The sequence below is a fragment of the Streptomyces polyrhachis genome (assembly GCF_042663125.1).
GTDB lineage: Bacteria > Actinomycetota > Actinomycetes > Streptomycetales > Streptomycetaceae > Streptomyces > Streptomyces polyrhachii.
This window is the reverse complement of the sequence record NZ_JBHSZO010000002.1, coordinates 30,553-57,485: the sequence shown is the minus strand read 5'-3', so window position 1 is coordinate 57,485 and position 26,933 is coordinate 30,553. Positions and strand designations below refer to the sequence as shown.

The 26,933-nt window shown below is 73.8% G+C and carries 22 protein-coding genes and 1 riboswitch; of the genes, 11 read left to right on the top strand and 11 right to left on the bottom strand.

Translation table 11 applies throughout. From position 1 onward, the window contains the following. Nucleotides 1-68 precede the first annotated feature (68 nt). Nucleotides 69-1,061 (top strand): DMT family transporter, encoded by a 993-nt coding sequence (locus ACFQLX_RS01360; protein ID WP_386410797.1) that lies wholly within the window; start codon nucleotides 69-71, stop codon nucleotides 1,059-1,061. A gap of 21 nt (nucleotides 1,062-1,082) precedes the next feature. Here the strand turns inward: ACFQLX_RS01360 and ACFQLX_RS01355 are convergent, their stop codons facing one another. After that, nucleotides 1,083-2,423 (bottom strand): aminotransferase class I/II-fold pyridoxal phosphate-dependent enzyme, encoded by a 1,341-nt coding sequence (locus tag ACFQLX_RS01355; RefSeq protein WP_386410794.1) that lies wholly within the window; start codon nucleotides 2,421-2,423, stop codon nucleotides 1,083-1,085. Nucleotides 2,424-2,457: 34 nt separating this feature from the next. On the opposite strand from ACFQLX_RS01355, the gene ACFQLX_RS01350 reads away from it, so the two are divergent. Continuing rightward, nucleotides 2,458-3,135: a pyridoxamine 5'-phosphate oxidase family protein gene (locus ACFQLX_RS01350; RefSeq protein WP_386410792.1), complete on the top strand. Its 678-nt coding sequence runs from the start codon at nucleotides 2,458-2,460 to the stop codon at nucleotides 3,133-3,135. After that, nucleotides 3,129-3,767, top strand: a complete 639-nt coding sequence (locus tag ACFQLX_RS01345) for an FMN-binding negative transcriptional regulator (protein WP_386410789.1) — start codon at nucleotides 3,129-3,131, stop codon at nucleotides 3,765-3,767. Before ACFQLX_RS01350 ends, ACFQLX_RS01345 begins: the two co-directional genes overlap by 7 nt. An 18-nt stretch (nucleotides 3,768-3,785) precedes the next feature. Here ACFQLX_RS01345 and ACFQLX_RS01340 read toward each other — a convergent pair whose 3' ends face one another. Both ACFQLX_RS01340 and ACFQLX_RS01335 read right to left on the bottom strand, forming a co-directional pair. Further along, a complete protein-coding gene (locus tag ACFQLX_RS01340; RefSeq protein WP_386410786.1) occupies nucleotides 3,786-4,787 on the bottom strand; it encodes a DMT family transporter in 1,002 nt (333 codons plus the stop codon). A 157-nt stretch (nucleotides 4,788-4,944) separates the two neighbouring features. Continuing rightward, entirely contained in the window at nucleotides 4,945-5,973 is a 1,029-nt protein-coding gene (locus tag ACFQLX_RS01335; RefSeq protein WP_386410783.1) for an EamA family transporter, read from the bottom strand. A gap of 156 nt (nucleotides 5,974-6,129) precedes the next feature. Here ACFQLX_RS01335 and ACFQLX_RS01330 point away from each other — a divergent pair, with 156 nt between their 5' ends. Next, complete coding sequence (locus tag ACFQLX_RS01330) at nucleotides 6,130-6,789, top strand: DUF4232 domain-containing protein (RefSeq protein ID WP_386410780.1); 660 nt, start codon at nucleotides 6,130-6,132, stop codon at nucleotides 6,787-6,789. A 66-nt stretch (nucleotides 6,790-6,855) separates the two neighbouring features. Here the strand turns inward: ACFQLX_RS01330 and ACFQLX_RS01325 are convergent, their stop codons facing one another. Next, the gene (locus ACFQLX_RS01325; protein WP_386410777.1) at nucleotides 6,856-7,437 is read right to left on the bottom strand and encodes a PadR family transcriptional regulator; all 582 of its coding nucleotides are present in this window, start codon (nucleotides 7,435-7,437) and stop codon (nucleotides 6,856-6,858) included. A gap of 207 nt (nucleotides 7,438-7,644) precedes the next feature. On the opposite strand from ACFQLX_RS01325, the gene ACFQLX_RS01320 reads away from it, so the two are divergent. From ACFQLX_RS01320 to ACFQLX_RS01310, 3 genes are all read left to right on the top strand, one after another. Beyond that, on the top strand, nucleotides 7,645-8,301 hold the full coding sequence (locus ACFQLX_RS01320; RefSeq protein ID WP_386411290.1) for a hypothetical protein: 657 nt from the start codon (nucleotides 7,645-7,647) through the stop codon (nucleotides 8,299-8,301). Then, entirely contained in the window at nucleotides 8,298-8,774 is a 477-nt protein-coding gene (locus tag ACFQLX_RS01315; RefSeq protein ID WP_386410774.1) for a hypothetical protein, read from the top strand. The genes ACFQLX_RS01320 and ACFQLX_RS01315 overlap by 4 nt, the downstream gene beginning before the upstream one ends. A gap of 392 nt (nucleotides 8,775-9,166) precedes the next feature. Next, a complete protein-coding gene (locus tag ACFQLX_RS01310; RefSeq protein WP_386410771.1) occupies nucleotides 9,167-9,763 on the top strand; it encodes an MBL fold metallo-hydrolase in 597 nt (198 codons plus the stop codon). Nucleotides 9,764-9,835: 72 nt separating this feature from the next. Here the strand turns inward: ACFQLX_RS01310 and ACFQLX_RS01305 are convergent, their stop codons facing one another. The 4 genes from ACFQLX_RS01305 to ACFQLX_RS01290 form a co-directional block, all read right to left on the bottom strand. Then, nucleotides 9,836-10,732 (bottom strand): hypothetical protein, encoded by an 897-nt coding sequence (locus ACFQLX_RS01305; RefSeq protein ID WP_386410768.1) that lies wholly within the window; start codon nucleotides 10,730-10,732, stop codon nucleotides 9,836-9,838. After that, nucleotides 10,729-11,112 (bottom strand): hypothetical protein, encoded by a 384-nt coding sequence (locus ACFQLX_RS01300; RefSeq protein ID WP_386410765.1) that lies wholly within the window; start codon nucleotides 11,110-11,112, stop codon nucleotides 10,729-10,731. The genes ACFQLX_RS01305 and ACFQLX_RS01300 overlap by 4 nt, the downstream gene beginning before the upstream one ends. Nucleotides 11,113-11,145: 33 nt before the next feature. Beyond that, nucleotides 11,146-15,579 carry a CHAT domain-containing protein gene (locus ACFQLX_RS01295; protein ID WP_386410763.1) on the bottom strand — a complete coding sequence of 1,478 codons (4,434 nt, stop codon included), beginning with the start codon at nucleotides 15,577-15,579 and terminating at the stop codon, nucleotides 11,146-11,148. 72 nt (nucleotides 15,580-15,651) lie between these two features. Further along, nucleotides 15,652-16,395: a CPBP family intramembrane glutamic endopeptidase gene (locus ACFQLX_RS01290; protein WP_386411287.1), complete on the bottom strand. Its 744-nt coding sequence runs from the start codon at nucleotides 16,393-16,395 to the stop codon at nucleotides 15,652-15,654. A 204-nt stretch (nucleotides 16,396-16,599) separates the two neighbouring features. Here ACFQLX_RS01290 and ACFQLX_RS01285 point away from each other — a divergent pair, with 204 nt between their 5' ends. Next, nucleotides 16,600-18,435: a substrate-binding domain-containing protein gene (locus ACFQLX_RS01285; RefSeq protein ID WP_386410760.1), complete on the top strand. Its 1,836-nt coding sequence runs from the start codon at nucleotides 16,600-16,602 to the stop codon at nucleotides 18,433-18,435. 25 nt (nucleotides 18,436-18,460) lie between these two features. Here the strand turns inward: ACFQLX_RS01285 and ACFQLX_RS01280 are convergent, their stop codons facing one another. After that, on the bottom strand, nucleotides 18,461-19,969 hold the full coding sequence (locus ACFQLX_RS01280; protein WP_386410757.1) for a glutamate-cysteine ligase family protein: 1,509 nt from the start codon (nucleotides 19,967-19,969) through the stop codon (nucleotides 18,461-18,463). A gap of 506 nt (nucleotides 19,970-20,475) precedes the next feature. Here ACFQLX_RS01280 and ACFQLX_RS01275 point away from each other — a divergent pair. Further along, nucleotides 20,476-21,099, top strand: coding sequence for a hypothetical protein (locus ACFQLX_RS01275; RefSeq protein WP_386411284.1), 624 nt, complete (start codon nucleotides 20,476-20,478; stop codon nucleotides 21,097-21,099). 264 nt (nucleotides 21,100-21,363) lie between these two features. After that, complete coding sequence (locus tag ACFQLX_RS01270) at nucleotides 21,364-21,570, top strand: DUF5999 family protein (protein WP_386411281.1); 207 nt, start codon at nucleotides 21,364-21,366, stop codon at nucleotides 21,568-21,570. Between the two features lie 128 nt (nucleotides 21,571-21,698). Here ACFQLX_RS01270 and gcvP read toward each other — a convergent pair whose 3' ends face one another. Continuing rightward, nucleotides 21,699-24,599 (bottom strand): aminomethyl-transferring glycine dehydrogenase, encoded by a 2,901-nt coding sequence (gcvP, locus tag ACFQLX_RS01265; protein ID WP_386410754.1) that lies wholly within the window; start codon nucleotides 24,597-24,599, stop codon nucleotides 21,699-21,701. A 164-nt stretch (nucleotides 24,600-24,763) separates the two neighbouring features. Next, a riboswitch (glycine riboswitch) is annotated at nucleotides 24,764-24,861 on the bottom strand. 172 nt (nucleotides 24,862-25,033) lie between these two features. Between gcvP and ACFQLX_RS01260 the strand changes: the two genes are divergently transcribed. Further along, the gene (locus ACFQLX_RS01260; RefSeq protein ID WP_386410751.1) at nucleotides 25,034-25,414 is read left to right on the top strand and encodes a PRC-barrel domain-containing protein; all 381 of its coding nucleotides are present in this window, start codon (nucleotides 25,034-25,036) and stop codon (nucleotides 25,412-25,414) included. Between the two features lie 62 nt (nucleotides 25,415-25,476). On the opposite strand, the gene ACFQLX_RS01255 is transcribed toward ACFQLX_RS01260, so the two are convergent. Then, entirely contained in the window at nucleotides 25,477-26,859 is a 1,383-nt protein-coding gene (locus ACFQLX_RS01255) for a DNA polymerase IV (RefSeq protein WP_386411278.1), read from the bottom strand. Nucleotides 26,860-26,933: the final 74 nt, after the last annotated feature.

Genomic DNA, 26,933 nt, shown 5'->3' with positions numbered 1-26,933 from the left:
GATGCTACGCAGTACGGCGAAGACAGTCTCGCTGGTGCTACGAAATTGCAGGCTGCACCATAGGGGTCATGAGCACCGCAGTGACCGCCCCGGCCGCCATCCCCGCCGTCACCTCCCCTCCCCCGCCGCCCGCGCCCGCCGCCTCTGCGGGGGCCGGCGGGCGCGGTCTCGACTGGCGGGTCCGCTTCGGCGTCCTGTCGCTGATCTGGGGTTTCAGCTTCCTGCTCATCAAGGTCGGCACAGAGGGCTTCGCCCCGCTTCAGGTGACGTTCGGGCGGATGGCCTTCGGCACCGCCGTGCTGCTGGTCGCGCTGGCCTGGCGGCGTGAGGGCATACCGCGCGGGGTCCGCTCCTGGGCCCATCTCGCGGTGGCGTCCTTCCTGCTCAACGCGCTGCCCTTCTCCCTCTTCGCCTACGCCGAGCTGACCGTCCCCTCCGCGCTGGCCGGGATCTGCAACGCCACCACGCCGCTGTGGAGCATGCTGCTGTCCTTCACCGCGCTCTCCGAGGACCGGCCGACGCGGCGCAAGGTGGCGGGGCTGGCGCTGGGCTTCGCGGGGGTGCTGGTGGTTCTGGGCGTCTGGCAGGGCTTCGCCGGGCAGGATCCGCTCGGCACCGGGCTGGCGCTGGCGGCCTCCGCGAGCTACGCCGTGGGCTGGCTGTACGTACGGCGGACGCTGGCGGGGCGGGGGCACTCCCATCTGGCGATGGCGAGCTCCCAGTTGCTGCTGGGCACGGTCCAACTGGCCGTCGCCGCCGCCTTCTTCACCTCCCCGCCGACCTCCTTCCCGCTGCTGCCGGTGCTGGCCGTGCTGGCGCTGGGCGCGCTGGGTACGGGGGTGGCGTTCCTGCTGCAGTACGGGCTGGTGGCGGAGGTCGGTGCGACGACGGCGACGATGGTCACGTACTTCATCCCGGTGATCGCCACCGCCGCCGGATTCCTGCTGCTGGGCGAGGAGTTGGGGTGGAACACCCCGGTGGGCGCGCTCATCGTGCTGGCGGGGGCGGCGTTGACGCAGAGCCGGGGGCGCCTGGCGCGTACCGCGCGCCCGGCTTCGTAACCCCTGGGAATCCGGCGTGCGTTACGCGTAGTGCCGCGAGACCCCCGGTGCGCATGCCGCCGCGAGGTCCGCCGCCAGCGGGGCGAGGTCGGCCCCGGTGAGGGAGGAGACGGTGACGCGGATGCCGGGCGGTGAGGCGAGGCGGAAGCGGGCGCCGGGGGCGACGGCCCAGCCCGCGCGCAGCAGCCGCGCCACCGCCCCCGTCTCGTCGGGGACGGGGATCCACACGTTCATCCCGCTGTCGCCGTGCGCCGCGACGCCCCGCGCGGCGAGCGCCCCGATCAGTCCTTCGCGGCGGGCGGCGTAGGAGGCGGCGACGCGGCGGGGGTCGACCGCGCCGGTGCGCCACAGCTCCACCACCGCGTCCTGCAGCAGGTGGCTGACCCAGCCGGCGCCGAGCCGCTGGCGCCCGCGCACCCGGTCCACGGAGAGCGCGTCGCCGGTGAAGACGCCCACGCGCAGGTCGGGGCCGTACGCCTTGGCGGCCGAGCGCACGAACGCCCAGTGCCGGGTGCTGCCGGCCAGGGGGTGCGGCGGCCGGTCGACCAGGTGGTGGCCGTGGTCGTCCTCGATGAGCAACGTGGCGGGGTGGCGCGCCAGTACGGCCCGCAGCGCCCGGGCCCGGGGGCGGCTGATCGCCGCGCCGGTCGGGTTCTGGGCGCGGGAGGTGACGACGAACGCGCGGGCGCCGGCGTCCAGGGCGCGGGCCAGGTCGTCGGGCAGGGGCCCCTCGTCGTCCAGGCCCACCCCGGCCGTACGCAGCCCCAGGGCGGGGACGAGGTCCAGGACGGCGCCCCAGCCGGGGTCCTCCACGGCCACGGTGTCGCCCGCCCGCAGGTGAGCGGCCAGGAGGCGTTCCACGGCGTCGAGGGTGCCGGAGGTGACGCCGATCGGGCCGTCGGGGACGCCGTCGGCGGTGAAGGCGGCGCGGGCCAGGGCGCGCAGTTCGGGGCGTACGGGGTCGGCGCCGTAGAGAGCGGGTTCGCGGCGGGCGCGGGCGGCGGCCTGGGCGAGGGCCTCGTCCAGGGGCGGTAGCAGGGCCGGGTCCGGGTTGCCGTCGGCGAGGTCGCGTACCCCCTCGGGGATGTCGGCGCCCAGGACGCCGAGGCTCTCGCGGTCGGTGGTCGGGGGCCGCTCGCGCACCCGGCTGCCGCGGCGGCCGTCGGTCTCGATGACGCCGCGCTCGCGCAGGGCGCGGTAGGCCGCCGCGACGGTGTTGGGGTTGACGCCCAACTCCTGGGCCAACTGGCGCATCGGGGGCAGCGGTTGGCCCGGTGTGAGGCGTCCGTCGCCGACCGCGGTCTCGATGTCGGCGGAAATGTCGGCGGCGCGCCGCCCAGCGATCCGGTATTCTCCTAGCACAAACAGCATTATGCACTAGTACAATGGAGTTCGCATGGGGACCTACCCGACGACCGACCGCACCATACCCACCCGGTCCCGGGAGCGCGCCTCCTACGACCGCGCGCTGGTGCACTCCGTCCTGGACGAGGGCTACGTCTGCCACCTGGGCTTCGTCCGCGACGGCGCACCGGTGGTCCTGCCGACGCTCTACGCCCGCGTCGGCGAGCGGCTCTACGTCCACGGCTCGACCGGCTCGCGCCCGCTGCGGATGGCGGGCGCGGCGCCCGACCCGGGGCTGGCGGTGTGCGTGACGGTGACGCTGGTCGACGGCCTCGTGCTGGCCCGTTCCGCCTTCCACCACTCGATCAACTACCGCTCGGTGGTGGTGCACGGCACCGCCCGCCAGGTCACCGACCCCGCGGCCAAGCGCGAGGCACTGGACGCCCTGGTCGACCACGTGGTGCCCGGCCGCTCCGCCGACTCCCGCCCGGCGAACGACCGGGAACTGGCGGCGACCGCGGTGCTGGTGATCGACCTCGCCGAGGTCTCGGCGAAGGTGCGCACTGGCGGCCCCAACGACGACGACGCCGATCTGGGGCTGGGGCACTGGGCGGGCGTCGTCCCGGTCCGTACGGTCCACGGGGCGCCGCAGCCGGCCGCGGACCTCGACGGCGCCATCGCGGTGCCGGACTACCTGACCGCGCCGGCCGGGGGGACGACGGCATGCTGATCCACCCCTGGGACGCCCCCCGCGACGACGCCGAGTGGCAGCAGTGGCTCACCGGCCGCGACTTCGGGCAGCTCGCCGTCAACGGACCCGAGGGCGAGCCCCCGTTCGTCCAGCCGCTGCACTTCGCCTACGACCCCGCGCGCGGCGAGGCCGTCACCCATCTGGCGCGCCCCAACCCGGTGCTGGCGGCCGTACGGGCCGATCCGCGGGTGCTGCTGAGCGTCGTCGACGACTACGCCTTCGTCCCCGGCGCCTGGAAGACGGAGCCGGGGGTGCCCGCCGAGCACGGGGTGGCGACCAGCTTCTACGCGGCCGTCCAACTACGGTGCACCGCACACGTGGTGGAGGACGGGCAGGAGGCGGCGGAGCTGCTCGCGCGCCAGGTGGAGCACTTCCAGGGCGCCGGCTCCTACGCCCCGATCTCCCCCGACGACGGTCCGTTCGCCCGCCTGCTGCCCGGCATCCGGCTGCTGCGGCTGGACGTCACGGGCGTACGGGCGAAGTTCAAGTACGCGGGGAAGAACACCCCCGCCGTACAGGAGCGCATCGCCGAGGGCCTCGCCGAGCGCGGGGCGCCCCTGGACGGGGCCGCGCGGGGGCATCTGCTGCGCCGGGGGGACGGGGCGGCTTAAAGCCGGTCGGGAGCCGGATCAGGGCGCCGCGGTGGAAAGCAGCGCCTCGGCCGCGGTGACCGGCGTCCGGCGGGCCTGGCGCGCCTCCGCCAGCGTCAGGCCCGCGACGGCGCCCAGCAGCAGCACCGTTCCGGCCACCGTCGCGGCGGTGAGGTGCTCGCCGAGCAGGAGCACTGCGATGGCCGCCGCGCTCACCGGCTCGATCAGCATCACGACCGCGACGGTGGCGGCCCGTACGACCACCGCGCCCGCGAAGTACAGCACGTAGGCCAGCGCGGTCGGCACCACCACCACGTAGGCCAGCAGCAGGAGCAGCCGGGCGGGGTCGTCGGTGTGCGGGAGGGCGAGGCCGGGGCCCTCCAGCGCGGCGAGCGGCAGCAGAGGCAGCGTGCCCAGGCCGAAGGTCCAGGCGGTGGTGGTCATCGCGTCCTCCTGCCCGCCGCTGCGGCCCGCACCGCGGGTGATGAGCGTGGTGGCGGCGTATCCGCAGGCGGAGACGAGGGCGAGCAGCACACCCAGCGGGCGCACACTCGCGCCGGAGCCGCCCAGGACGAGCACCGCCAGCCCGGTCAGCGCGCCCAGGACGGCCGCCGCCCCGCCTACTCCGATGCGCTCACCGAGGAACAGGCGGGCGCCGCAGGCGATGAGCACGGGCCCGGCGCCCAGGGTGACGACCGTACCGACGGCGAGACCGGTGGCCTCGACGGCGGCGAAGTAGGCGGTCTGGAAGGTCGCCATGGCCAGCGCGACGGTGATGCGGCGCAGCCAGACGGCGCGTGGGGCGGGGGTACGGGGCGAGGGGCGGCCCGTGCGCAGTGCGCGCGCCGCCAGGACGAGCAGCAGCAGGCAGCAGCCGCCCGCCTGCCGGCACAGGGACAGGCCCACCGGGCCCAGCTCGCTGACCCGGTACACCAGCGAGGCGGCGGCCCCGGCGGTGCCCCAGGCCACGGCGGCGACGAGGAGGTAGGCGAGTCCCCGCCCGGCGGACAGGGCGGGGACATGACGGGAGGACTTGAGCACGTGGACTCTCCGCGTGAGGGGAACGGTCGCATGGTCGCCGTCTGCGGGCAGCGGCGACCGGCACGGGGGCTCAGCGGCTCCCCGGCGGTTCCCGGTGGCGGCCCGCCGTTACGCGGCGGGAGGCGGAAGGACGAGAGTGCACGGCATGGGCGCGACCCTACGCGGAGTGCTCGGCGGCGGACAAGGACGCCTGCGCGTCGGCGGCCTTGCCGTCCGAGGGGCCGTCCGGGACACCGTCCGGGGCACGACCCGAGGCCACCGGCTGCTCGGAGGGCTCCTTCGGCCGCGAGGCCTGCGCGATGAACGCGCCGACCAGCACCAGTGCGCCGCCCGCGAGTTGGGGCCCGCTGAGGTGCTCACCGAGCAGCACCCAGGCCAGCACGGTCGCCACGATCGCCTCCAGGAACGCCACCACCCCGGCGACCTGCGGCGAGAGCATCCGTACCGAGACGATGCCGGTGAGGTAGGCGAGGACCGTGGCCACCAGGACCACCCAGGCGAGCAGCAGCCAGGCCGGCGCGGTGGTCGAGCCCAGCTGCGCCGAGCCGCCCAGCACGGACCAGTCCAGCTGCCAGGGCCGGGAGACGAGCGTCAGCACGGCGGCGCCGCCCAGGAGCCCGTAGGCGATGATCCCCAGCGGGTCGGGGGCCTCCTCGGGCGAGGCGCTGCCGTGGTCGCCGAGGATGAAGTACGAGGCCTGGCAGACCGCCGCGCCCAGCGCGAGCAGCACGCCCAGCACGTCGAAGCGCATCCCGGACCAGACCTCGACCACGCAGGCCAGACCCGTGACGGCGAGGGCGACCCCGACGGCCGCGGAGCGCGAGACGGGCCGGCGCTGGACGAAGCGGATCCAGCCCAGGACGAGGGCTGGGCCCAGGTACTCGATGAGCAGGGCGACGCCCACGGGGATCCGCGCGATGGCCGCGAAGTAGAACGCCTGCACGCCGGCCACGCCCAGCAGGCCGAAGCCCGCCAGCAGCGCCGGATGGGTGCGCAGCAGCGAGCGGTGGCGCCAGGCGAGCGGCAGCGCCACGAGCGCCGCGCCCGCCGCGCGCAGCCAGACGACGTGCAGCGGGTCGAGCCCCGCCTCGATCAGCGGCTTGGCCGCGACCCCCGAACCACCGAATGCGAGCGCGGAGGCAAGGGCCAGCCCCAGCCCCGCGTTTCGCCCTTTGAACGTGTACATCCGCCCATGATGACAGGCGCCGACAGGAGTGTCACCGGCGGAGGCACCTTACGAATGCGGTGGGGGTGGACGGCGTGGGTAGACAAGGGGGAACCCCGCGCCCCGCAGCCGAGTCGAAGCACCGAGCACCAGCACCCCTGAGCGGAGGAGGCCGACGTGACACGATCCCGAGCCCGCATCTCCCTTGCCCTGTGCGCCCTGTGCGCCCTGACCGGTCTGCTGGCGGTGGGCTGCGGGTCGCCCGCCCCCGATCCGGACCGGGCGGCGCCCCCGAGGCCGTCCAGCGCGCCGCCGGCGCAGGAGTCCGGCGCCGGACAGGAGGCGGACGGCGCCCCGGCGGCCGACCCCGCGCCCACGACCCAGCGGGCGGCTCCGGCCCGCCCCGCCTGGTGTACGGCGGACGCGCTGACGGCGTCACTGCGGCAGCTCAACCCGGCGGCGGGCAGCCGCTACACGGCGCTGGTCCTCACCAACTCCTCGGCGAGCGCCTGCCGTACGCGCGGCTATCCGGGGCTGCAACTGGCCGACGCACAGGGGGCCGCCCTCCCGACATCGGTGACACGCGACACCTCGCGCCCGGCCGCGCTGCTGACACTGGCGCCGGGAAGGTCGGCGTGGTCGCGGCTGCGGTGGTCGCAGGTCCCCGGCGACGGCGAGAGCACCACGGGCCCCTGCCAGGAGGCGCCGGCGAAACTGCGGGTGATCCCGCCCGACCAGCGCACGCACACCGACGCCCGCTGGAGCACGGGCGAGGTCTGCGGCGGAGGCGCACTGCGCGCGCTGCCGCTGGCGCCGGGCGCGGGGCCGGCGTACTGAACACGGACGGGAGGCGCCGGTCCGTCGCGGACCGGCGCCTCGGGTGCGGGCCGTACGCCCGGCGTCTCAGCCCTCGTCCTCCTCGGCGAGGATGAGGTAGAGCCGCTTTCGCGCGTCGTTGACGACGCCGATCGCCTTCTGCCGCTGCTCGGGCGTCCCGGTGGCCCAGGTCTGCCGGAACGCCTCCGCCAGCGCCATGCCGGCCTGCCCGACCTCCTGCATGGCCTCCCAGTCGACACCGCGCCCGGCCTCCTCCCAGGGGGCCTCCGCGCCGGCCTCGGCCTCACCGCGCCCGGCATCGGTGAGCGTGAACAGCTTCTTGCCGCCCTCGCTCACGCTGCTGATCATCCCCTCGTCCTCAAGGAGTTGAAGCGTCGGATAGACGGACCCCGGACTGGGCTTCCAGGCCCCGCCACTGCGCTCGGCGATCTCCTGGATCATCTCGTAGCCGTGCATGGGCCGTTCCTTCAGCAGCGCCAGGATCGAGGTCCGCACATCCCCCTTACGAGCCCGCCCCCGCCCTCCCCCGCGCCCCCGCGGCCCGAACCCGGGCCCCCCAAACGGCCCGAACGGCCCCCCGAAGGGCCCAAACGCGGCCCGCCGCCCATCCCAGGGCCCGCATCCGTGTGCGTGATGAGGTGGTCGCATAATCAATCCCCTTTCCACGAAAGATCACGCAAGACTCACGATGCTTCAACGATATATCGGCGACGAGTAGACGACAAGCCCCTGCCGCGAGTCAGTCGACTTGTTCCCATCAAAGCTGGGGCTCGCCTCGGCGAAGACAGAGGATGCTCGGCGTAATCGGGAGGCGAGATCGGCGGTGGATGGGGAACACTTCGCCAGGTGATCGTGATGCAGCCCGTTCTGGAAATGAACACCCCTGATGGCTTCGACCTCTGGCCCGTCGCCGAGACCGAACAGTTCAGTTTCCTTCCGCTCAGCGGTGGGCTCTCACCCGCCGAGATCGGGACGGCGCTCATGCGTATCGCCGCTTGCAACGACGTGGACCCCGCAGGCGATGACGACCCCCCACCTCGACCGGCCGACCCACTCAGTGGGTTCCTCCACGGACTGCTGAACCTCGACAGCCTTTACGCGGCGGGCGGCCTGCGCGTCACGGACAACTCCACGGGCATCGCCTTCTCGCCCGGCTGCTGCGACGGACTGGAGGACTGGCATGACTGGTACCAGGTCGTCGACGGCAGCGGCGTCATCGGGTACGGCCACGATCCGGAGCCATCGCTGGCCGAGCGCCTCGGGGGCACCATCCGCCTCACCGTCAACACCGACCGGAACGACAGTCCCGTAATCGAACTGTCAGTCACTGAGCTCCGCCAGCTGCTCGCCAGCGCCGAGCGTGACCTGACCGAGTTCCTCGCGGCAGCAACGGACTGGATCTCCGAGCATCTACCTGACCACTCCGCTCCTCTGGCCGCCGCCCTTGCCCGCGTTCTCGCCCTTCCCACGCCGGGCATACCGCCAACGCCGCTCGGTACGGAACGGACGTGACTACCGGCATGCGCATGACCTGGACGCTCGACGGACACGGCTGGGCCCACTGCACGGTTGAAGATCAACAGACCAAAGTCGAGCTCACCGCCTCCTACATCACCAGCGCTCCAGAGGAATTGCTCACCGCCGTGGCCCGGCTCGTCTCAGGCGAAACGGACACCCGCGCGCAGTTCGAAGCCGAGCCCACCGCCTTCCGGTGGATCTTCTACCGCCAAGGCGACGACGCCTGGATCCGCATCCTGGAACTGCGCCGCGGCAACGACCATGACCGCAAGGGCACCGAGATCTGGTCGGGGCAGCTTCACATCGACACGCTGGCCCGGGCCGTGATCCGCTGCTTCGACAAGGTTGTTCAGACCTACGACGAGAGCGGCTACCGAGGTAAATGGGGTGAGCACTTCCCTCGAACCGAACTCGAAGCCCTCAGACGCCTCTGGAACGCACTGCATAGTTCGCAGATCAAGGCCTGAGATAGGCGGTCGGGTCAAGGCGCCGGTATACCCCGCTGACGGCAGGGGCCGAGCAGAGGATGGCCCGCTGCCGAACGCGCTGGAGGGTGGAGACTTCCAGCGAGGCCCGGCAGTTTGCCCACAGCTGGACGGCCTTGGCGCAGGGGCCGATGCCTCAGGTGGCTTCGGTGGTAGGGGAGAGCAGTTCGCAGGTGTCGAAGTTGATGCACCCGCAGGCGAGGCAGACGGCGGCGTTCCGCAGGGTCTGCGTCTCCTGGATGAAGCGGTCCAGTTCGGGGAGCTTGTGTTCGGCGAGTGCGAGCCGGGGAAGTCAGCGGGCCGGTTCGAGGCTCGCTGAGTGGGGATGACGTCCCGCCGGGGTCCGTGATGCGGTCGGCGTACGTTTGGGCGGTATGCGGATTACGAAGTACACCCACGCATGTGTACGGCTTGAGCACGCAGGCCGGGTGCTGGTCATCGATCCCGGGGTGTGGAGTGAGCCGGGCGCTCTGGCCGGCGCGGATGCCGTGCTGGTGACGCACGAGCACGCCGATCACGTCGACGTCCTGCGCCTGGCCGGGCTCGGTGTGCCGGTCTACGCCCCGGCCGCAGCGGATATTCCACGGCTGGAGGCCGTCGGGGTCGCCTCCGGTGCGGAGTTCACCGCCGCCGGCTTTCGTGTACGGGCGGTCGGCGGGCGTCACGCGTTCGTCTACGGCGGGCGGCCGGACTGCGCGAACCTCGGCTATCTCGTCGACGAGGCGGTCTACCATCCCGGTGACGCGCTGCATGTCCCCGAGCAGTCGGTCGAGACGCTCCTGGTCCCGGTCCAGGGCTCGTGGATGAGGACGGCGGAGGCGATCGACTTCGTCAACGCGGTCGGACCGCAGCGGGCGTTCGCGATACACGACGCCCAGCTCAACGATCGCGGCCTCAGCGGTGTCAACGGCTGGCTCACCGAGGAGACCGACAGCGGCTACCGGTATCTGAGGCCCGGCGAATCGCTCTGACGTGGCCTCACCGCGGCCGGCGCACTCCCCGACGTCACACGAAGTCCCGCGCGGGAGCGCCGCGTTGACTGCTCACAGCGTGTGGTCGTAGCGCAGGGGCGTCGGGGCGCCCTGGCGCCACATCGTGCACAGGTCCGCGGCCTGCGTGCGTTCCGCCTCCCGGTCCGGTGGCGGCGGCAGGTGCAGCGCGGTCAGGAGGTCGAAGCGGTGCAGGTCGAAGGCGGCGGTGACCGCCTGGCCGTAGCCGAGGGCGGCGTGCACCGCGCCCCGGTAGGAGAGCCGGGCCAGCGTCGGCGGGGCGAGGGCCAGCAGCAGCCACCAGCCCGAACCCCACAGCAGCCACAGCGCCACCGGGGTGAGCAGGGTGGCGACGGCGGTGAGGCGCACGCCGGTGTCCAGTGCGTTGCGCTGCCCGTCGACCTGCTGGCGGCAGGCGTCCCCCAGGACCGAGTACAGGCGCGGCCAGGCGACCGCCGCGTCCCAGCCGTACGGTGCTCCCGCCTGCTCCTCCATCGCGGCGAGCGCGTTGCCCAGCCGGGTCGCCAGCACGTCGCGGCGGGCGGGGAACGACCAGCGCAGCACCTCGCCCGCCTCCCCCGCGGCCTGCGCGTCGCGCGCGGTCAGCGCCCGCGTCACCCGCGCGGCCACCGCGTCCCGGCAGCGGCGCTGCCACCGCGCCAGTACCCGCGCCGGTCCGCGCAGCAGCCCCGGCCAGTAGCCCTCGTACAGGCGCACGAGCCCCAACTGCAGGGGCTGCAGCGCCAGCGCGGCGAGGAGGACGGCCAGCCCCAGCAGCACGATCGTGCCGAGGGACAGGTCGCCCGCGCCGCGCCAGGCGTCGGCGAACACGAGGTGGTCCCCCGGCGCCCCGGCTCCCGCCAGCACCAGGACGAAGGCCACGGCCGCCGCCATCGGCACCACATGGACCAGGAAGAACCTCAGCCCCAGTTGCAGCGGCAGTTCCGTCACGGCCGCCGCTCCATCCGGCCGTGCTCCGGGCAGCCCGGCAGCCGCTCCTCGTCCACGTGCACCCGCAGTTCCTCCCTGCCGCAGTGCGCGCAGCCGAACCTCAGCAGGACGAAGCTGCCGGGGCCGGGCAGCAGGCCCAGGTCGCCGTCGCCGACCTGGCGCGGTGCGTGGCCGAGGAGTTCGGCCAGCCGCGCCCGGGTGACGAGTCCGTACGGGCGGTCGCCCACGCGCAGTGTCACCTCGGTCAACGAGGCGTCGGCGGCGAGCAGTTGCTCCACCACCTGCGCCGCGACGGCGCCCGGCGTCGCCTCCGGCAGCTCCAGCACCGTGCTGCTCGCCCCCGGCGTGACCAGCAGTGCGAAGTCCTCGTCCGATGTCATCCCAGCCGCCCCCTCAGCCCATGTGGACGCTCCTCAGCCCATGTGGACGAAGGCCGCCCACAGCAGCGGCTCCAGAGGATAGCGAGCACGCAGCCTGCGGGTCGCCCCCGCGACCGCATCCGCCGCCGCGTCCAGCCCCCGGGCGCCGATCTCCGTATAGAAGTCCTCGGCGACCTCGGCGGCGAGCGTGTCGCGTACGGCCCACAGGGTGCCCACGACCTGGCGGAAGCCGGCCAGGTGCAGGGCTCCCGCCAGATGCAGCGACTCGTCGGGCAGCCGGGTGCCGCCCGTCGCAGTCCGGCAGGCGGAGAGGTAGGCGAGTTCGGCGCCGGTGAAGCGCAGGCTCGCGAGGTCGAGGACGGACAGCGTGCCGTCCGCCAGCACGACGCCGCCGCCGGAGGGGGCGCCGAGGTCCTGGATGCCGTGGCAGGCGAAGTGCACGCACGGGTTGCCGGGCAGCGCGGCGCGCACCGCCCGGACGGTGGCCTTCGCGTTGACCAGGGTGGTGTGCCGCGCCTGCGGCAGCAGCCGGCGCACCGCCTCGATCTCCCCGTCCACACCGGCCAGCGGGGGGTGCTCCAGGTAGTCGGCCACCCCGACGGTGAGCATCCGCTCGACCCTCCCGCCGGGCCGCGCGGCGGTGGTCGCGCGCAGGCTGGGGGTGTACGAGGAGACCGCGCGCTCCAGGGCGCTCTCCCCCGTGGCCGCGTCGGTCGCCGCGTGCAGGGGCAGCAGCGACAGCATCCCCGTGGGGCACCAGCGGATCCGCCGGGCGTCTCCCACCAGGCTCAACGGGTCCAGCGCGTCCAGCACCGGGTGGGCCACCGCGTGCCACAGCCAGTCGAGCACCTCGCGGGCGGTGCGCTGGGCGGTGAGGTAGCCGCCGACGCCCGGAGCCGGCGCGTGGGCGGCCTGCAGGAAAGCGGCGGCGCGTCGGGCCGTCTCGGCGAACTCCAGGCCGGGCAGCTCGATTACCCGCGGCTCGCCGTCCGCGAGCACCAGGGCGTCGCTGCGCTGCGGGGCGACGTTGACGACCACCGTCGTGTCGCCCGCGCCGCGCCGCAGTTCCTCGTAGGTGGGGGCGGCGAAGGGGTTCCAGGCGCCGTACCGCGCCGCGGCCTCGGCCTTCAGGCGGTCCCATTCGCGGCCCAGCCGCACCCGTTCGTCGACGCCGGCGGCCTGGCGCAGGTCCTCGGCGATCGTACGCAGGCGGGTGTCGAGCTCGTCCGACGTGTCGGCCCGCCGTTCCGACACCTGGTTCCACAGCACGGACCTGCCGCGCTCCAGCAGCTCCACGGCGCGGGCCGGCCGGCCCACGGAGATCGCGTACGCGGCCGCGCCGCCGGCCACGCCCTGGTGCTCCGCCAGGGACTCCTCCTGGTCGGGCCGGGGCTTTCCCCGCCAGGCGACCAGATCGAAGAGGTCCAGCACCGTCTCCCAGGCCGTGAGCGCGTCCTCGACGTCGCCGGCGGCCGCGGCGAGCGCCGCCCATCTGCGGGCGGCGGTGATCCGGGCGGGGGCGCGGGCGAAGAGGGCGCGGGCGGTGTCGCGGCTGAGTGCGCGGGCCGTGCGGGGGTCTTCGGCGCTGAGTTCGAGGGCCAGGGCCTCGGCCGGTTCGATCTGGTGGGGGTGGTCGACCCGGTTGTCCGGTACGAGACTTCGCAGGATCGCCAGCGCCTCCGCCCGCTGGGGAGGGTGCGGGGAATCACCGGCCTTGATGAGGAGTGCCTGCGCGAGCAGGAAGTAGCGGCCGGCGCGTACCGGGTCGTGTGCCCCCGTCGCGGCGGTCGCGGTACGCAGCATGGTGACCGCTTCGTCCAGGCGCGCCCGTGCCGCGGGCTCACGCAGGCCGACCAGGATGCACGCCGCCAGGTTGGTGAGCGCGCCGGGGCGGGCGGGGTCGTCGGGGGCGAGGACGGCCAGGGCGGCTTCCAGGGTGTCGAGGGCCAGGCGTATGTCGCCGGCGTCGGAGTCGAGTTGGTAGCGGCGGCGGTACGCGCCGCCGAGCCCGTTCAGCGCCGAGTAGCGGATCTCGGGCTGCTCCGTACCCGCCGCCCGCTCGGCCTGCGAGCTGAGGGCGATGACCTCGTCGAGGTCGCTGCGGCTGCCCAGCGCCACGAAGCGGGCGTCCAACTTGCCCGCCAGGTTGCTCAGATACCTGGCCCGGTGGTCGGAGTCGGCCGGGGTCAGCTCCAGCGCCGCCCGCATGGCCTCCACGGAGGAGTCCAGGTCGGCCGCCAGTCCCGTGTGCTGGAAGCGGCGCCACAGGGCCCCGGAGAGGTTGTTCAGCAGGCGGCAGCGCTGGACGCGGCCGGGGGTGGCGGAGAGCAGTCCGCCGAGCAGGGCGACGGCCTCGTCCAGGTCCGATACGAGGCCCGCGGTCTCGTAGCGGGCCGTCAAGAGGTCTGCCAGTCTGGTCGTTTCGCCCGCCAGGCGGGTGCGGGCGCGCAGGGCGGCGATGGCGCAGCACAGGTCCTCCACCGCCCGTCCGGACTCGTACCGGGAGGCGAAGTCTCCTGCCCAGTCCCGCAGTTGGTCTTCTCCTGAGGCGATACGGGCCAGTCGGCGGCGCAGTTCCCCGTCCGCCTCGTGCACCTGTGCGACGTCCGCTGTCGTCAAGGCCCGCTTCACGTGCGCCACTTGGTCGGCGAGGGCGGCGTCCGGCAGCGCGGGCCGCTCGGGGTCGGGCGAGGGGTCGAAGTGGCGCAGCAGTGCCGAGAAGGACCACCCGAGCTCCCCGACCAGGTCCTCGGCGTCGGCCAGTGTCCGCGCCCGGTCCTGCAGGCGGTGCAGGCGCTCCCGCCACTCCCGGCTCGGCGCCCGGTCGAGCAGCGTGCCGTGTGCGAACAGCCGGGCGGCCTCCTGGGCCAGTCCGTTGCGCAGCCAGGCGTACTGTGCCTCGACGGCCTCAACGGCCTCGACGTCCACGGCGGCCTCCAGGAGTTCGGCGGCGCGGTACCAGTCCCCGGCCGTGTGCTCCTGCGCCCCGCCGAAGCGCCGCAGCAGGCTGGCGGCGAGCGAGGCCCGCATCGAGGCGGCCAGCGCGGGATCGTCCTCGCCCGCGGCCAGTGCCTCGTCCAGCAGGACGACGGAGCGTTCGAGGTCGGGCAGCAGCCCGAAGCGCTCGTAGCGCGACTCGTGGGCGTGGGCGAGGGTCACCTTGAGCGAGGCGTGCTCGCGGCCGTCGAGGCGCTCGTGCAGGAATTCGTACACCTCGACGGTCGCGTCCATGTGCCCGCGCAGCTCCGAGCGGTTGGAGCGCTTGAGGTAGAGCGGCGCGGTGGCGAGGGCCAGCACCAGCCCGGTCTGCTCGCGCAGCGCCCCGGCCGCCGCCTCGGTGCGGGTCAGGAGGGTGTCGAGCTGCCCGACCGTCGGCTCCCGGTTCACGGTGGTCCAGGCGGCCACGGCCCGGGCCAGCCCCACGGCCAGCGCGTCCAGTGCCGAGGGCGGTGTGCCGGTGTCGGTGAGGGCGGCGGCCAGGACGCGCACGACGCCGTCCAGCTCGGCGAGGCCGAGCGTCCCGCCCCGCAGCAGCTGCGCGGAGTGGCGCAGCCACGCGGCCGCGATCCCGAGGGGCGCGATGTCCGAGCCGGGCTCCCCGGGCGCGTCGCCGACGAGGTCCAGCAGGGCGCGCAGTTCCGTGACCGATCCGGTGTCCTGGAAGACGTACTCGAGCGCGCCGGCCAGGAACTGCCGCGCGGCCGGCGGGTCGTGCGCCTCGCCGATGACAAAGGACAGGGTTTCGGCGACCCGCGCGCCCGCCTCACCACTGCGCGGCACCTGGCGCAGCAGATGCGCGAACACCCCGGCGGCATCGGCGGTGCCGGCGCTCCCGGACTGCTCGCCGTCGGGCGGGTTCACGAGGACCTGGGCCGTCAACTCCAGCCCCTGGTAGAGGCTTTCCGCGTCGCCGGCCAGCTGGAAGCGTTCGGCCAGCAGCAGGGCGACCTTGACGAGCACGGGGGCGGACAGGGCGCCGGCGCGCGTGTACAGCTCCAGCGCGGCGTCCAGGTCGGAGGGCCGGTAGCCGGTCGCGAAGCGGGCCGTGTGCAGCTCCGCCAGCTCCGCGTGCGCCACCCCGGCGGACTCCACGACGTCCGTCAGCTCCGCGATCGCCCGGTCGACGCTCCCGGGCTCGACGCCGACCCGTAGGCACCAGGCCCGCGCCACCGACAGCGCGGCCGCCGCCCGGGTGTCGTCGTCACCGGCCCGGGTACGGGCCGTGCCGAACGCGCGGACAGCCTGCGTGAAACGCTCCTCCTCCCGGCTGACCTGCCAGGACGCCAGGTACGTACAGCCGGCGTGCCAGTGGTCCTCGACCCCGGCCCCCTCGTGCGCCGCCAGCCGCTCCGCGACCGCGACGGCGGCCCTGGCGTCCTCGGCGCCGCGGCTGCCGAGCAGCGCGCCGTAGAGCTCGCGGTGCTGCTCGCGCAGTACGTCCAGATCCGGCGTGCTCGGCTCGGGCATGCGGCAATTAAACCGGAGTTGAGGGTACGGGTGTACGGATTCGGCGGGCGCATGTGGGGTGGGCGGCGACCCCTACCCCGTCGGCAGCCACCCCACCTTCCCCGCCAGTGCCGCGTAGCCGACGAAGGCCACGATGTCGATCAGCGCGTGGGCCGCGAAGAGGGGTCCCACGCGGCCCCAGCGGCGGTAGAGCAGGACGAAGACGACGCCCATCACCGCGTTGCCGACGAAGCCGCCGAAGCCCTGGTAGAGGTGGTAGGAGCCGCGCAGCAGCGCGCTCGCCGCCAGCGCGGCGGCCGGGGTCCAGCCCAACTGGCGCAGCCGCAGCAGCAGATACCCCAGCACCACGACCTCCTCCAGCGCCGCGTTCTGGACCGCGGACAGGACGAGCACCGGGATCTTCCACCAGACGTCCGGCAGCGACTCCGGTACGACGGTGAGGTTCGCGCCCGCCGCCCGCGCGCCGAGGTAGAGCAGCAGCCCGCTGCCCCCGATGGCCGCCGCCACCAGCGCGCCCCGGCTCAGGTCGAAGCGCGGCCGGCTCAGGTCGAAGCCGATCGCGCGCAGCCCGCCGGCGCCGTCGCGCAGCAGGAAGTACGCCACCAGCGCCACCGGCACCAGCGCACTGGCGATGTCGAAGAGCTGCCAGGCCAGATCCAGCCACGGACGCCCGGGCGCCGCCGAGGTGTTGAGGTTCGCCGCCTGGTCCTTCAGGCCGCCGGGCCGCGTCACCGAACCGACGAAGCTGATCAGCGCCGACAGCGCGCTCGCGCCCAGCGACACCGCCAGGACCAGTAGTGTTTCGGCGATCAGCATCCGCCGCGACTGCCCTGTACCGGCCGCCCCGCCGGCTCCGCCGGCGCCGGGTGCGCCCGATGCGGGCAGCGCCGTTGTCTCACCCACCAAAACCCCTCCCCTGTTCTTGTTGATTTCCCGTCTCATAACCGCCCCAGGCCGTTAAGGTCTCGAAAGCACTTGCGAGATCATCCAATACGAGAGCCCCCGGGGGGGACGGCGCTCATGGGACGACACAGCCAGCCCGAGCACAACGACCGACACGACGGCCATGGCGGCTACCCCGGCCATGACGGCCACGACCGCCGGTCCGCGCGCCCCCGCCCGCCCAGGCGCGCCCGCACCGTGGTGGGCGCCACCGCCGTGCTGCTCACCGTCGTGCTCGGCGGCCTCGCCTACGGGCAGGACACCCTGCTGCCGCTGGTACGCGACTGCCCGCAGGGCGACCTGCGCCTGGACGTCGTCGCCTCGCCGGACGTGGCACCGGCGCTGAAGGAGATCGCGGCCCGTACCGGCGGGGAGGAGGTGCGGGTCGCCGGCCGCTGCCTGGACGTCGCGGTGAAGGCGCGGCCCAGCGCGGAGGTCGCCGACTCGCTGCGGCGCGGCGGCGGGGGCTTCCACGTCTGGGTCGCCGACTCCTCCGTCTGGCCGAAGAGCGTCCAGTCGGCGCTGGGCGACAGCGATCTGCAGCCCCTGGGCCATATCGCCAGCAGCCCCCTCACCCTGGCCGCCGTCCAGCCCGCGGCCGAGGCGCTGGGCTGGCCGCGCAGGACCTACGGCTGGGCGGAGCTGGCGCAGGCCGGAGCGGGCGGCGGCGCGGCGTCCTTCGACGTCGGGGCCGCCGATCCGGCGCGCAGTGCCACCGCGCTGCTGGCCCTGCAGTACATCCACGCGTCCTCCGCCCGTGCCTCGGATGAGTCGACTGCCGCCACCCTCACGGCTTCCGCCGCCAAGGAGCTGGCGAAGCGCATCCAGCCGGGTGACGAGACGGTCCTGGCCGCGCTGCCGCGCGACCGCTCACCGGTGGAGCGGGCGAGCAGCAGCGAGGCCCTGCTGCTGAGCGAGCAGGCGGCCTTCACCCACAACCGCAGGCACCCGGCAGGGGACGAGGCCCACCTCTCCCTGTTCTATCCGAAGGACGGCGCCGGGGCGCTGGACTACCCGTACCACCTGCTGAACACCGCGCGGCTGGACACCGACCGGCAGGTCGCCGCCGACCGCTTCCTCACCCTGCTCAACGACGACGAGGGCCGCGCGGTGCTGCGCCGCCACGGCTTCCGCGACGACCGCGGCACCCCCGACGAGGATCTGGTACGGGCCGCGGGCGGCCGCGCCCCCCAGCCGTTCGGCGAGAAGCCGGCGGCGGTGCCCGACGCCGGGACCATGGCGGCGGTGCTGAGCATGTGGACGATCACGATCCAGCCGGCCCGGCTGACCGCGGTGGTCGACGCCTCCGGCTCCATGGCCTTCGACGTGCCCTCGCGGCCGGGCGAGACGCGGATGGACGTCACCCGCGGGGCGCTGATGCAGGCGCTGCCGCAGTTCACCGACGAGGACGAGATCGGGCTGTGGCGCTTCGCCACCCCCCCGGGCAGCACCCGCGACTACCAGGTGCTGGTCAAGCCGCAGCGGCTGGGCGAGCGATCATCCGGCGGCATGACCCAGCGTGAGCGGCTGACCCGGGCGTTCGGCTCGCTGCGGCCTGTCGTCGACGGCTCCACGAGGCTGTACGACACCACGCTCGCGGCGTACCGCTCGGCGGTGGAGACCTATGTGCCAGGCAAGTTCAACGCGCTGGTGGTCCTCACCGACGGCGCCGACGACGACTCGGGCCGGATCGGGCTGACCGGGTTGACCAAGCAGCTGAGCGAACTGGCCGACCACGAGCGACCCGTCGGGTTGATCGTCATCGCCGCAGGTCCGGACGCCGACGCCGCGGCCTGCGCCAAAATCGCCAAGGCGGTGGGCGGTGCCTCGTACGCCGTGAAGGACCCGGCGGAGGTCCACCGGGTGCTGCTCCAGTCCGTGATGGACGCCGGAGCGGCGGCGGCCCGGCGGTGACCTCGCGACCGTATCGAAGGGATCCCTACACCGGCCAGGTGTGCACGGGCTCCCCGGTGCGCGTCAGTTCGCAGTAGCGGCGCGTCATCGCCGCCAGCGCGGCCTGGCGGCCCAGGCCCGAGCGCAGCTCGCGGTGGAAGGCCTGGGACTGCCAGGAGGCGCCGTTGACGCGGCGGCGGCAGCGCTGCTCGATGACGCCCAGGTAGCGGTCGCGGTCAGCGGCGTCGATGCCCCAGGCGTCCAGTCCGTCGGCGGCCATCGGCAGCAGCTCGTCCAGCACCAGGCGCACCGCCGGCACCGCGGAGACCGAGGAGACGGGCGCGACGCCGCCCAGGCGCCGCCGACTGGGCCACAGCAGCTCCGCGTCGATGCCGCGGCGGCACGCCCGCTCGAAGTTGGCCGCCGCGTCGTCGAAGGACAGGCGGCCCCACACCGGGCGCTGCTCGTCGGCGAGGGTGCGGACCAGGCCGTAGTAGAAGGCCGCGTTGGCGATGACGTCGGTGACGGTCGGGCCGGCCGGCAGGACCCGGTTCTCCACCCGCAGATGCGGTACACCGTCGGCGATGCCGTAGACGGGCCGGTTCCATCGGTAGACGGTGCCGTTGTGCAGGACGAGTTCGTACAGGTCCGGGGTGCCGCCCTCGTCGAGGACGCGCTGCGGGTCCTCCTCCCCGCACAGCGGCAGCAGGGCGGGGAAGTAGGCGAGGTTCTCCTCGAAGAGGTCGTGGACGCTGTCGATCCAGCGCTCCCCGAACCAGGTGCGCGGCCGCACTCCCTGGGCCTGCAGCTCGGGCGGGCGGGTGTCGGTGGCCTGCAGGAACAGCTCGGTGCGCGACTCGCACCACAGCTCGCGGCCGAAGACGAAGGGCGCGTTGGCCCCCACCGCGATCTGCGCCGCGGTGGCCGCCTGCGCGGCGTTCCATACGTCGGCGAAGCGGCCGGGCGTCACCTGCAGGTGCAACTGCACGGAGGTGCACGCCGCTTCGGCCGCGATCGACTCCGCCACGTAGGTGAGGCGCTCGACGCCCTGGATGTCGACGGATATCTCCTCGCCGCGCGCCACCATGATCTGCTCGTTGAGCAGCAGATAGCGGTCGACCTCGGTGAGGTTGGCACTTCCCAGGTCCTCCTCGGTGAGGGTGGGGAGAATTCCGATCATGACGATTCCGGCAGCCACCTCCCGGGCTTTGCGGTCGGCGTATCCCAGTCCGGTGCGCAGTTCCTCCGCCAGTTGATCGAGAACGCGGGCGGAAAGCCGGTGCGGGGCGATGTTGACTTCCAGGTTGAACTGGCCCAGCTCCGTCTGGAAATCGGGGCTCGCTATGCGCTCCAGTACCGCGTGGTTCAGCATGCGCGGTAATCCGTCCGCCCCCACCAGATTCAGTTCTATCTCCAGCCCCATGAGATTCTGCGGCCGGTCGAAGCGCTTCTCCTCCAGCATCCGCTCCAGCGCGGTCAGGCACTGGCGGAGCCGGCGGCGGTGACGCTGACGGTCGGACAGGTCGAACCCGCCGGCCGCGACCTTCTCCCCCATCGCTGCGTCCCTCCTCGTGTGCGGCGTGCCGGGATGATGCCCAGCCGGGGCGATCGATAACGCCCCGCCGGCCCGCCGCCGCCAAGTAGGCTGGAAGCGGCCCACGATGGCGGCACATTCCGCAGGCATATCGAGGCCGGCCAGGCGGCCGCGACGGCATGGCGAAAATCACCGTCGATTTCCGGCCATCTCACGGAAATGAGTCACCGCAGGCCGCACGCACGTGCTGGACGAATCGCCGGTGATACGGCGCCGCACTATGGCTGGAATTCACCTGACGGGCAATATTGGGGCCTTCTAGGGGAAACACCCTCTCAACCCGGGGCGGTTAGACTTCCCCACGAGGCAGAGAGTCGGCCCCGCCCCCGCCCGGCATGCGGACACCCCTGACGGCGTGGTCGTACGGCCCGCACCGCGACCGCGCCGCCCCGCCCGCTTATCCGCAGTCCCCCAGGTATCCGCCGTTCTCCGCTCAGCAGTTCTTTCCCAGTGAGAGGCAACTGACCATGCCGCTGCTCGTTCCGCCCGCCCCCGCGCCCGCCCTGCGCAGCATCCTCAACGCACTGGGTTCCCCCACCGCCCTGCCCGGCGCCCGCACCTTCGGCGTACGCCCTTCCCCGCCGCGCGTCCCGGCCGGCCCGCTGACCACCGAACTCTCCCTCCCCGTCCACACCATGGACGGCGTGGGCAGCCGCCGGCCCGGCGCCGCGCGACCGGTGGCGCCCCGTACCCGGCTCAGCGGCTGGCGCTTCCAGCTGCGCGGCCCGGCCGGCCCGCCGGCAGCCGCGGCGCAGGCCGGGCTCACACCCGACGGCTGGGCGTTCTCACACTTCGTGGAGGGTCCGTACGTGACCGCGACCGAACGTGCCTGGCGCCAGGTCGAGTCGCTCCCGGCGCTCTTCCAGGCCCGGCTGCTGTCGATCCCCGAGCTGTACATGCTCACGCTGTGGCTGCACCGCGACACCGCCTCCGACGGCCTCACCGGCCACCCCGCGCCCGAGGACCTGCTCGTCCCCCTGGCCCCGGCGCCCCCGGGCATCGCGGCCCACCGGCCGTACCGCGTCGCGGACTTGCTGCCCCGCCTCAGCGACCGCCTCTCTCCGGCGCCCCTGCTGCGTACGACGGCCTGACCTTCGGTCAGCACAGTCGGCGCCCCCGTGTCGGCCGGACCGCGGGATGCCATCCGAAGGGGTGACCCGGGCCGGGCAACCGTCCGGCCGGGTGATGCGTCCTCCCCCAGGGAGACCAGTCGTCCGGAAATCCCTGCGGAACGACCGCGGTAGGGCAACACTGGGATCCGACCGACCGTCTACGGGGGACACGGGGGAACCGCCATGTACGAGCCAGCCAGTCGCCTCATCAACGGGCAGACGCAGCGAGAGACTTCCACCACCATGTGCCCGCACCAGCCAGCCTGTCCGTCCGCCCTGTCCGCCGACCGCGAGGCGGCCCACCCGGTCGCCCACCACCCGGAGCAGGGGTGGAGCCTGCTGTGCAACGGCGTCCTGCTCTTCGAGGACACCGGGGAGCTGCTGCCCGACGGCAGCATCATCGCCCCGCACCGCCCGCTCGGTACGGGAAGCGTGATCGCGGCGGCCTGACCGCCGTGCTCCCGGGAGCCGGGCTCCCGGAGAAGCACGAGGCCGGCCCGGCGTGTTCGCCGGACCGGCCTCATCCGCGTCTCAACCGACGCCTGGCACCACGGGGTTGACCACCGGTCGCCCGACCGTCAGTTGTCGTACTCGTCCATCGGCGGGCAGGAGCAGACCAGGTTGCGGTCGCCGAAGGCGCCGTCGATGCGGCGCACCGGCGGCCAGTACTTGTCGGCGGCGCTCACCCCGGCCGGGAAGACGGCCTCCTCGCGGCTGTAGCCGTGCTCCCAGCCGCCGCCGAGCGCGGCGGCGGTGTGCGGGGCGCCGGCCAGCGGGTTGTCGGCCTTGTCCCACGCGCCCGAGCCGACCTTGTCGATCTCCGCGCGGATCGCGATCATCGCGTCGCAGAAGCGGTCGATCTCGGCGAGGTCCTCGGACTCCGTCGGCTCGATCATCAGTGTGCCGGCGACGGGGAAGGACATCGTCGGCGCGTGGAAGCCGTAGTCGATGAGCCGCTTGGCGACGTCGTCGATGGACACGCCCGTCGCCTTGGTGAGCGGGCGCACGTCGATGATGCACTCGTGCGCGACCAGGCCGCCGGGGCCGGTGTAGAGCACCGGGTAGTGCGGCTCCAGGCGCTTGGCGATGTAGTTGGCGCTGAGCACCGCGACCTGGGTGGCGCGGCGCAGCCCCTCCGCGCCCATCAGCCGCACGTACGCCCAGGAGATCGGCAGGATGCCCGCGGAGCCCCAGGGGGCGGCGGAGATCGGGCCGACGCCGGTGGCCGGTCCGGCGGTGGGCTGCAGCGGGTGGTTGGGCAGGTACGGGGCGAGGTGCGCGCGCACCGCGACCGGGCCGACGCCGGGGCCGCCGCCGCCGTGCGGGATGCAGAAGGTCTTGTGGAGGTTCAGGTGCGAGACGTCCGCGCCGAACCTGCCCGGCTTGGCCAGGCCCACCAGGGCGTTGAGGTTGGCGCCGTCGACGTAGACCTGGCCGCCCGCCTCGTGCACCGCGGCGCAGACCTCGGTGATCTGCTCCTCGAAGACGCCGTGGGTGGAGGGGTAGGTGACCATCAGCACGGCCAGCTCATCGCGGTGCTTGTCGATCTTGGCGTGCAGGTCCTCGACGTCGACGTCGCCGTCCTCGCGGGTGGCGACGACGACGACCTTCATGCCGGCCATCACGGCGCTGGCGGCGTTGGTGCCGTGCGCGGAGGAGGGGATGAGGCACACGTCGCGCTGCGTGTCGCCGTTGGCTCGGTGGTACGCGCGCACGGCCAGCAGGCCGGCCAGCTCGCCCTGGGAGCCGGCGTTGGGCTGGAGGGAGACCTTGTCGTAGCCGGTGACCTCCGCCAGGCGCTCCTCCAGCTCGTTGATGAGGGTGAGGAAGCCGGCGGCCTGCTCGGCCGGCGCGAAGGGGTGCAGGGCGCCGAACTCCGGCCAGGTGACCGGCTCCATCTCGGTGGTCGCGTTGAGCTTCATCGTGCAGGAGCCCAGCGGGATCATGCCGCGGTCCAGCGCGTAGTCGCGATCGGCGAGCTTGCGCAGGTAGCGCAGCATGGCCGTCTCGGAGCGGTGCTGGTGGAAGACGGGGTGGGTGAGCACCTCGTCGCCGCGCAGCAGGTCCGCGGGGAGTGCCTCGGCGACGGCGGCGTCCAGCGCCTCGACGTCGCCCTGCGTGCCGAAGGCGGACCAGACGGCGGCCAGGTCGGCGCGGGTGGTGGTCTCGTCGCAGGCGATGCCGACGTGGTCGGCGTCGGTCAGGCGCAGGTTGACGCCGGCCTCGCGGGCGGCGGCGACGATCTCGGCGGCGCGGCCGGGGACGCGGGCGGTGAGGGTGTCGAAGTGGGCGCCCTGGGTCAGCTCCACCCCGGCGGCCTCCAGGCCCGCGGCGAGGATCGCGGCGTAGCGGTGGGTGCGCCGCGCGATGGCGCGCAGGCCGTCGGGGCCGTGGTAGACGGCGTACATGCCGGCCATCACGGCGAGGAGCACCTGCGCGGTGCAGATGTTGGAGGTGGCCTTCTCACGGCGGATGTGCTGCTCGCGGGTCTGGAGCGCCAGCCGGTAGGCGGGGCGGCCGTCGACGTCCTTGGAGACGCCGACGAGGCGGCCGGGCAGGCTGCGGGCGAACTTCTCCCGTACGGACATGTAGCCGGCGTGCGGTCCGCCGAAGCCCATCGGGACGCCGAAGCGCTGGGTGTTGCCGACGGCGATGTCGGCGCCCAGCTCGCCCGGGGAGGTCAGCAGCGTCAGGGCCAGGAGGTCGGCGGCGACGGTGACCAGCGCGCCCAGCTCGTGGGCCTGCTCGATGACGGGGCGCAGGTCCCGTACGGCACCGGAGGCGCCCGGGTACTGCAGCAGGACGCCGAAGACGCCGCGCTCGGCGATCTCGGCGGGGATGCCCGCGCCGAGGTCGGCGACGACGACCTCGACGCCGGTGGGCTCGGCGCGGGTCTGGATCACCGCGATCGTCTGCGGCAGGGTGTCGGCGTCGATGAGGAAGACGCCGTTCCTGACCTTGCCCATGCGGCGCGAGAGGGACATGGCCTCGGCGGCGGCGGTGCCCTCGTCGAGGAGGGAGGCGCCGGCGGTGGGCAGGCCGGTGAGGTCGGCCACGACGGTCTGGAAGTTCAGCAGGGCCTCCAGGCGGCCCTGGGAGATCTCCGGCTGGTAGGGGGTGTACGCCGTGTACCAGGCCGGGTTCTCCAGCACGTTGCGCAGGATCACCGGCGGGGTGAAGGTGCCGTGGTAGCCCAGGCCGATCATGGAGGTCAGGACCTGGTTGCGGTCGGCCAGGTCACGCAGCTCGGCCAGCACCTCGGCCTCGGTACGGGCCTCGGGGAGGGCGAGGGACTCGGCGCCCTTGATTACGTCGGGGACGGCGGCGGCGGTCAGCTCGTCGAGGGAGCCGTAGCCGACCTGGGCCAGCATCTTCGCCTCGGCCTCGGCGTCGGGGCCGATGTGGCGCTGCTCGAAGGGGATACCGCGCTCGAGCTCTCCGAGAGAGGGTCCGAGGGAGGAGCGGTGGGTGGCGGACATCGTTAAGGCCTCCTGGTCGCATGACCTTCGAGGGGCGCCTGGGACGGCACCCGAACGGCCTCCCCCTCTGTCATCCAAACCTGAGAGCTTCACCGGGCACGGGCCCGGCTTTCACCGTCGGTGAGGGTCCGGGCGTGCGCCCGGGCCCTGCTTTCCAGAGTGACCTCGTCCGCGCGGTACGTGTGCCTGAGAGATTCCGGGGAGGATTTGCTCCTTCGGCGCCGTCCCGGGGCTCCGGGGCGGACTCTCCCGCGCGGGGTTTGCAGCCGTCCCCCAGCCTACCAGCGGGGGTGGGGGCCGGCCCGGCCCGGGCAGCCGCACCCGGGCCGGGCGCCGCGGCTCCCGGCACCACACGGGTGGTTCCCTCCGGTGGCCGGGGGGCGGATTGTGTCCTTTGGTGGACTCAGCGCAACGGACGAGTGGTTGGAGGGACCGTGCAGAGTGACATCGATCCCCGGAGCCTGATCGGGTGCAAGGCGTTCGACACCCGTGGGACGAAGATCGGCACCGTGGACGAGGTCTACCTCGACGACGCGACCGGGCAGCCGGAGTGGGCGGCGATCCGCACCGGGCTCTTCCACCGGGACGCCTTCGTGCCGCTGGAGCCGAGCGAGCTGGTCTCGGGCGCCCTGCGGATCCCCTTCGAACGGGAACTGATCAAGGACGCGCCGGACTTCGGCGTCGGCCGCCACCTCTCCCCCGAGCAGGAACTCCAGCTCTACCACCACTACGGCATGGCGCTGCCCCCCGCGGGCGGCAAGCCCCCCACCCCGCCCGACCGCGACTTCGGCCGTATCTCCGGCGCGGAGGGCTGAACCCGCCGCCCGATCCCGCACCGGCCGGGCGGTACGGGCCCGGCACGGCCCTCGGGCCGGCCTCAGTCCTGCGGGACCAGGGGCAGCGGCTTTCCCCGCTCCAGCGCCGGATCGTCGGCGGCGAAGGTCAGGACGCGGCCCGGTGGTGAGAGCGGGGTCTCGAAGCGGACCGTGACGCGGCCCAGGCCGCTGCCCTGGACCCAGCCGGGGCCGTGCCCGGTGTGGACCACGTCCACACCGGGCGGCCAGCGGCGCGGCTCGGGGGCCTCCGGGACACCGGCCGCCCCGGGCGGCTCTCCCCCGCCGGACTCCCCGCCGGGCTCCCGGCCGGCCTGCGGTCCGCCTGTGTCCCGTACCGCCGCGATCTCCCGCGCCTCCTGCTCGGCGGCCCGCGCGGCCCGCTCCCCCGCCGCCTGGGCGAAGAGGTCCTCCTGCGTGTAGTCGGCGAGTCCGCTGACGCCCACCCCGAGCAGTCGTACGCCCCCGGTGGTGTCCACGCCCTCCAGCAGCCGCTCCGCCGCCTCGCGCACCACCACCGGGTCGTCGGTGGGGCCGCGCAGGGTCTCGGAGCGGGTGAGCGTGGAGAAGTCGTAGCGCCGGACCTTCAGCACCACCGTGCGCCCCGAGCGCCGCGCACCGCGCAGCCGGCTCACACACCGCTCGGCCAGCCGCGCCACCTCCGCGCGGATGCGCACCCGGTCGTGCAGGTCGACGTCGAAGGTGTCCTCCACGGAGACGGACTTCGCATCCCGCTCGGCGACCACGGGGCGCCGGTCGCGGCCCAGGCCCATGGCGTGGACCCACGAGCCGTGCGCCCTGCCCAGCAGCTGCACCAGCTCCTCCTCGCCGGCCTCGGTGACCTGCTTGACCGTCGTGATCCCGGCCCGGCGCAGCGTCTCCGCGGTGGCCGGCCCCACCCCGGGCAGCGCGCGCACGGACATGGGGGCGAGCAGGGCGGGCTCCGTACCGGGGGTGACGACGAAAAACCCGTCGGGCTTGGCCAGCTCCGAGGCCATCTTGGCGAGCATCTTCGAGCCGGCCAGCCCCACCGACCCGGTCAGCCCCGTGGCCGCCCGGATATCCGCCCGCAGCCGCTCGGCGACGCTCCTGGCGCCGGCGGTGTCCCGGGCCGCTCCGCCGGCCTCCAGATCGACGAACGCCTCGTCCAGGCTCAGCGGCTCCACCAGCGGCGACAGCTCCCCCAGCAGCGCCATGACGCGCTCGCTGATGCTCCGGTAGACCTCGAAGCGCGGCTGGAGGTAGGCGGCGTTGGGGCACAGGCGGCGGGCCTGGGAGGTGGGCATCGCGGAGTGCACGCCGAAGACCCGCGCCTCGTAGGAGCAGGTGGCCACCACGCCGCGGGGGCCGAGGCCGCCGACGATCACGGGCTTGCCGCGCAGGCTGGGCTTGGCGGCCTGCTCGACGGCGGCGAAGAAGGCGTCCATGTCGAGGTGGAGGATCGTGGGCGCCGCCCGCCCCACCGGCTCGGCGGCGCGCCGGGCCGGGCCCGGGGGCGGCT

Excerpts from the sequence above, each read along its gene's own strand:
- ACFQLX_RS01255 (WP_386411278.1), bottom strand. The coding sequence starts at position 26,859 with ATGGACGCCTTCTTCGCCGCCGTCGAGCAGGCCGCCAAGCCCAGCCTG.
- ACFQLX_RS01290 (WP_386411287.1), bottom strand. The coding sequence starts at position 16,395 with ATGCTGATCGCCGAAACACTACTGGTCCTGGCGGTGTCGCTGGGCGCG.
- ACFQLX_RS01295 (WP_386410763.1), bottom strand. The coding sequence starts at position 15,579 with ATGCCCGAGCCGAGCACGCCGGATCTGGACGTACTGCGCGAGCAGCAC.
- ACFQLX_RS01335 (WP_386410783.1), bottom strand. The coding sequence starts at position 5,973 with ATGTACACGTTCAAAGGGCGAAACGCGGGGCTGGGGCTGGCCCTTGCC.
- ACFQLX_RS01320 (WP_386411290.1), top strand. The coding sequence starts at position 7,645 with ATGCAGCCCGTTCTGGAAATGAACACCCCTGATGGCTTCGACCTCTGG.
- ACFQLX_RS01360 (WP_386410797.1), top strand. The coding sequence starts at position 69 with ATGAGCACCGCAGTGACCGCCCCGGCCGCCATCCCCGCCGTCACCTCC.
- ACFQLX_RS01310 (WP_386410771.1), top strand. The coding sequence starts at position 9,167 with ATGCGGATTACGAAGTACACCCACGCATGTGTACGGCTTGAGCACGCA.
- ACFQLX_RS01270 (WP_386411281.1), top strand. The coding sequence starts at position 21,364 with ATGTGCCCGCACCAGCCAGCCTGTCCGTCCGCCCTGTCCGCCGACCGC.
- ACFQLX_RS01285 (WP_386410760.1), top strand. The coding sequence starts at position 16,600 with ATGGGACGACACAGCCAGCCCGAGCACAACGACCGACACGACGGCCAT.
- gcvP (WP_386410754.1), bottom strand. The coding sequence starts at position 24,599 with ATGTCCGCCACCCACCGCTCCTCCCTCGGACCCTCTCTCGGAGAGCTC.
- ACFQLX_RS01345 (WP_386410789.1), top strand. The coding sequence starts at position 3,129 with ATGCTGATCCACCCCTGGGACGCCCCCCGCGACGACGCCGAGTGGCAG.
- ACFQLX_RS01325 (WP_386410777.1), bottom strand. The coding sequence starts at position 7,437 with ATGCGACCACCTCATCACGCACACGGATGCGGGCCCTGGGATGGGCGG.
- ACFQLX_RS01350 (WP_386410792.1), top strand. The coding sequence starts at position 2,458 with ATGGGGACCTACCCGACGACCGACCGCACCATACCCACCCGGTCCCGG.
- ACFQLX_RS01275 (WP_386411284.1), top strand. The coding sequence starts at position 20,476 with ATGCCGCTGCTCGTTCCGCCCGCCCCCGCGCCCGCCCTGCGCAGCATC.
- ACFQLX_RS01300 (WP_386410765.1), bottom strand. The coding sequence starts at position 11,112 with ATGACATCGGACGAGGACTTCGCACTGCTGGTCACGCCGGGGGCGAGC.
- ACFQLX_RS01280 (WP_386410757.1), bottom strand. The coding sequence starts at position 19,969 with ATGGGGGAGAAGGTCGCGGCCGGCGGGTTCGACCTGTCCGACCGTCAG.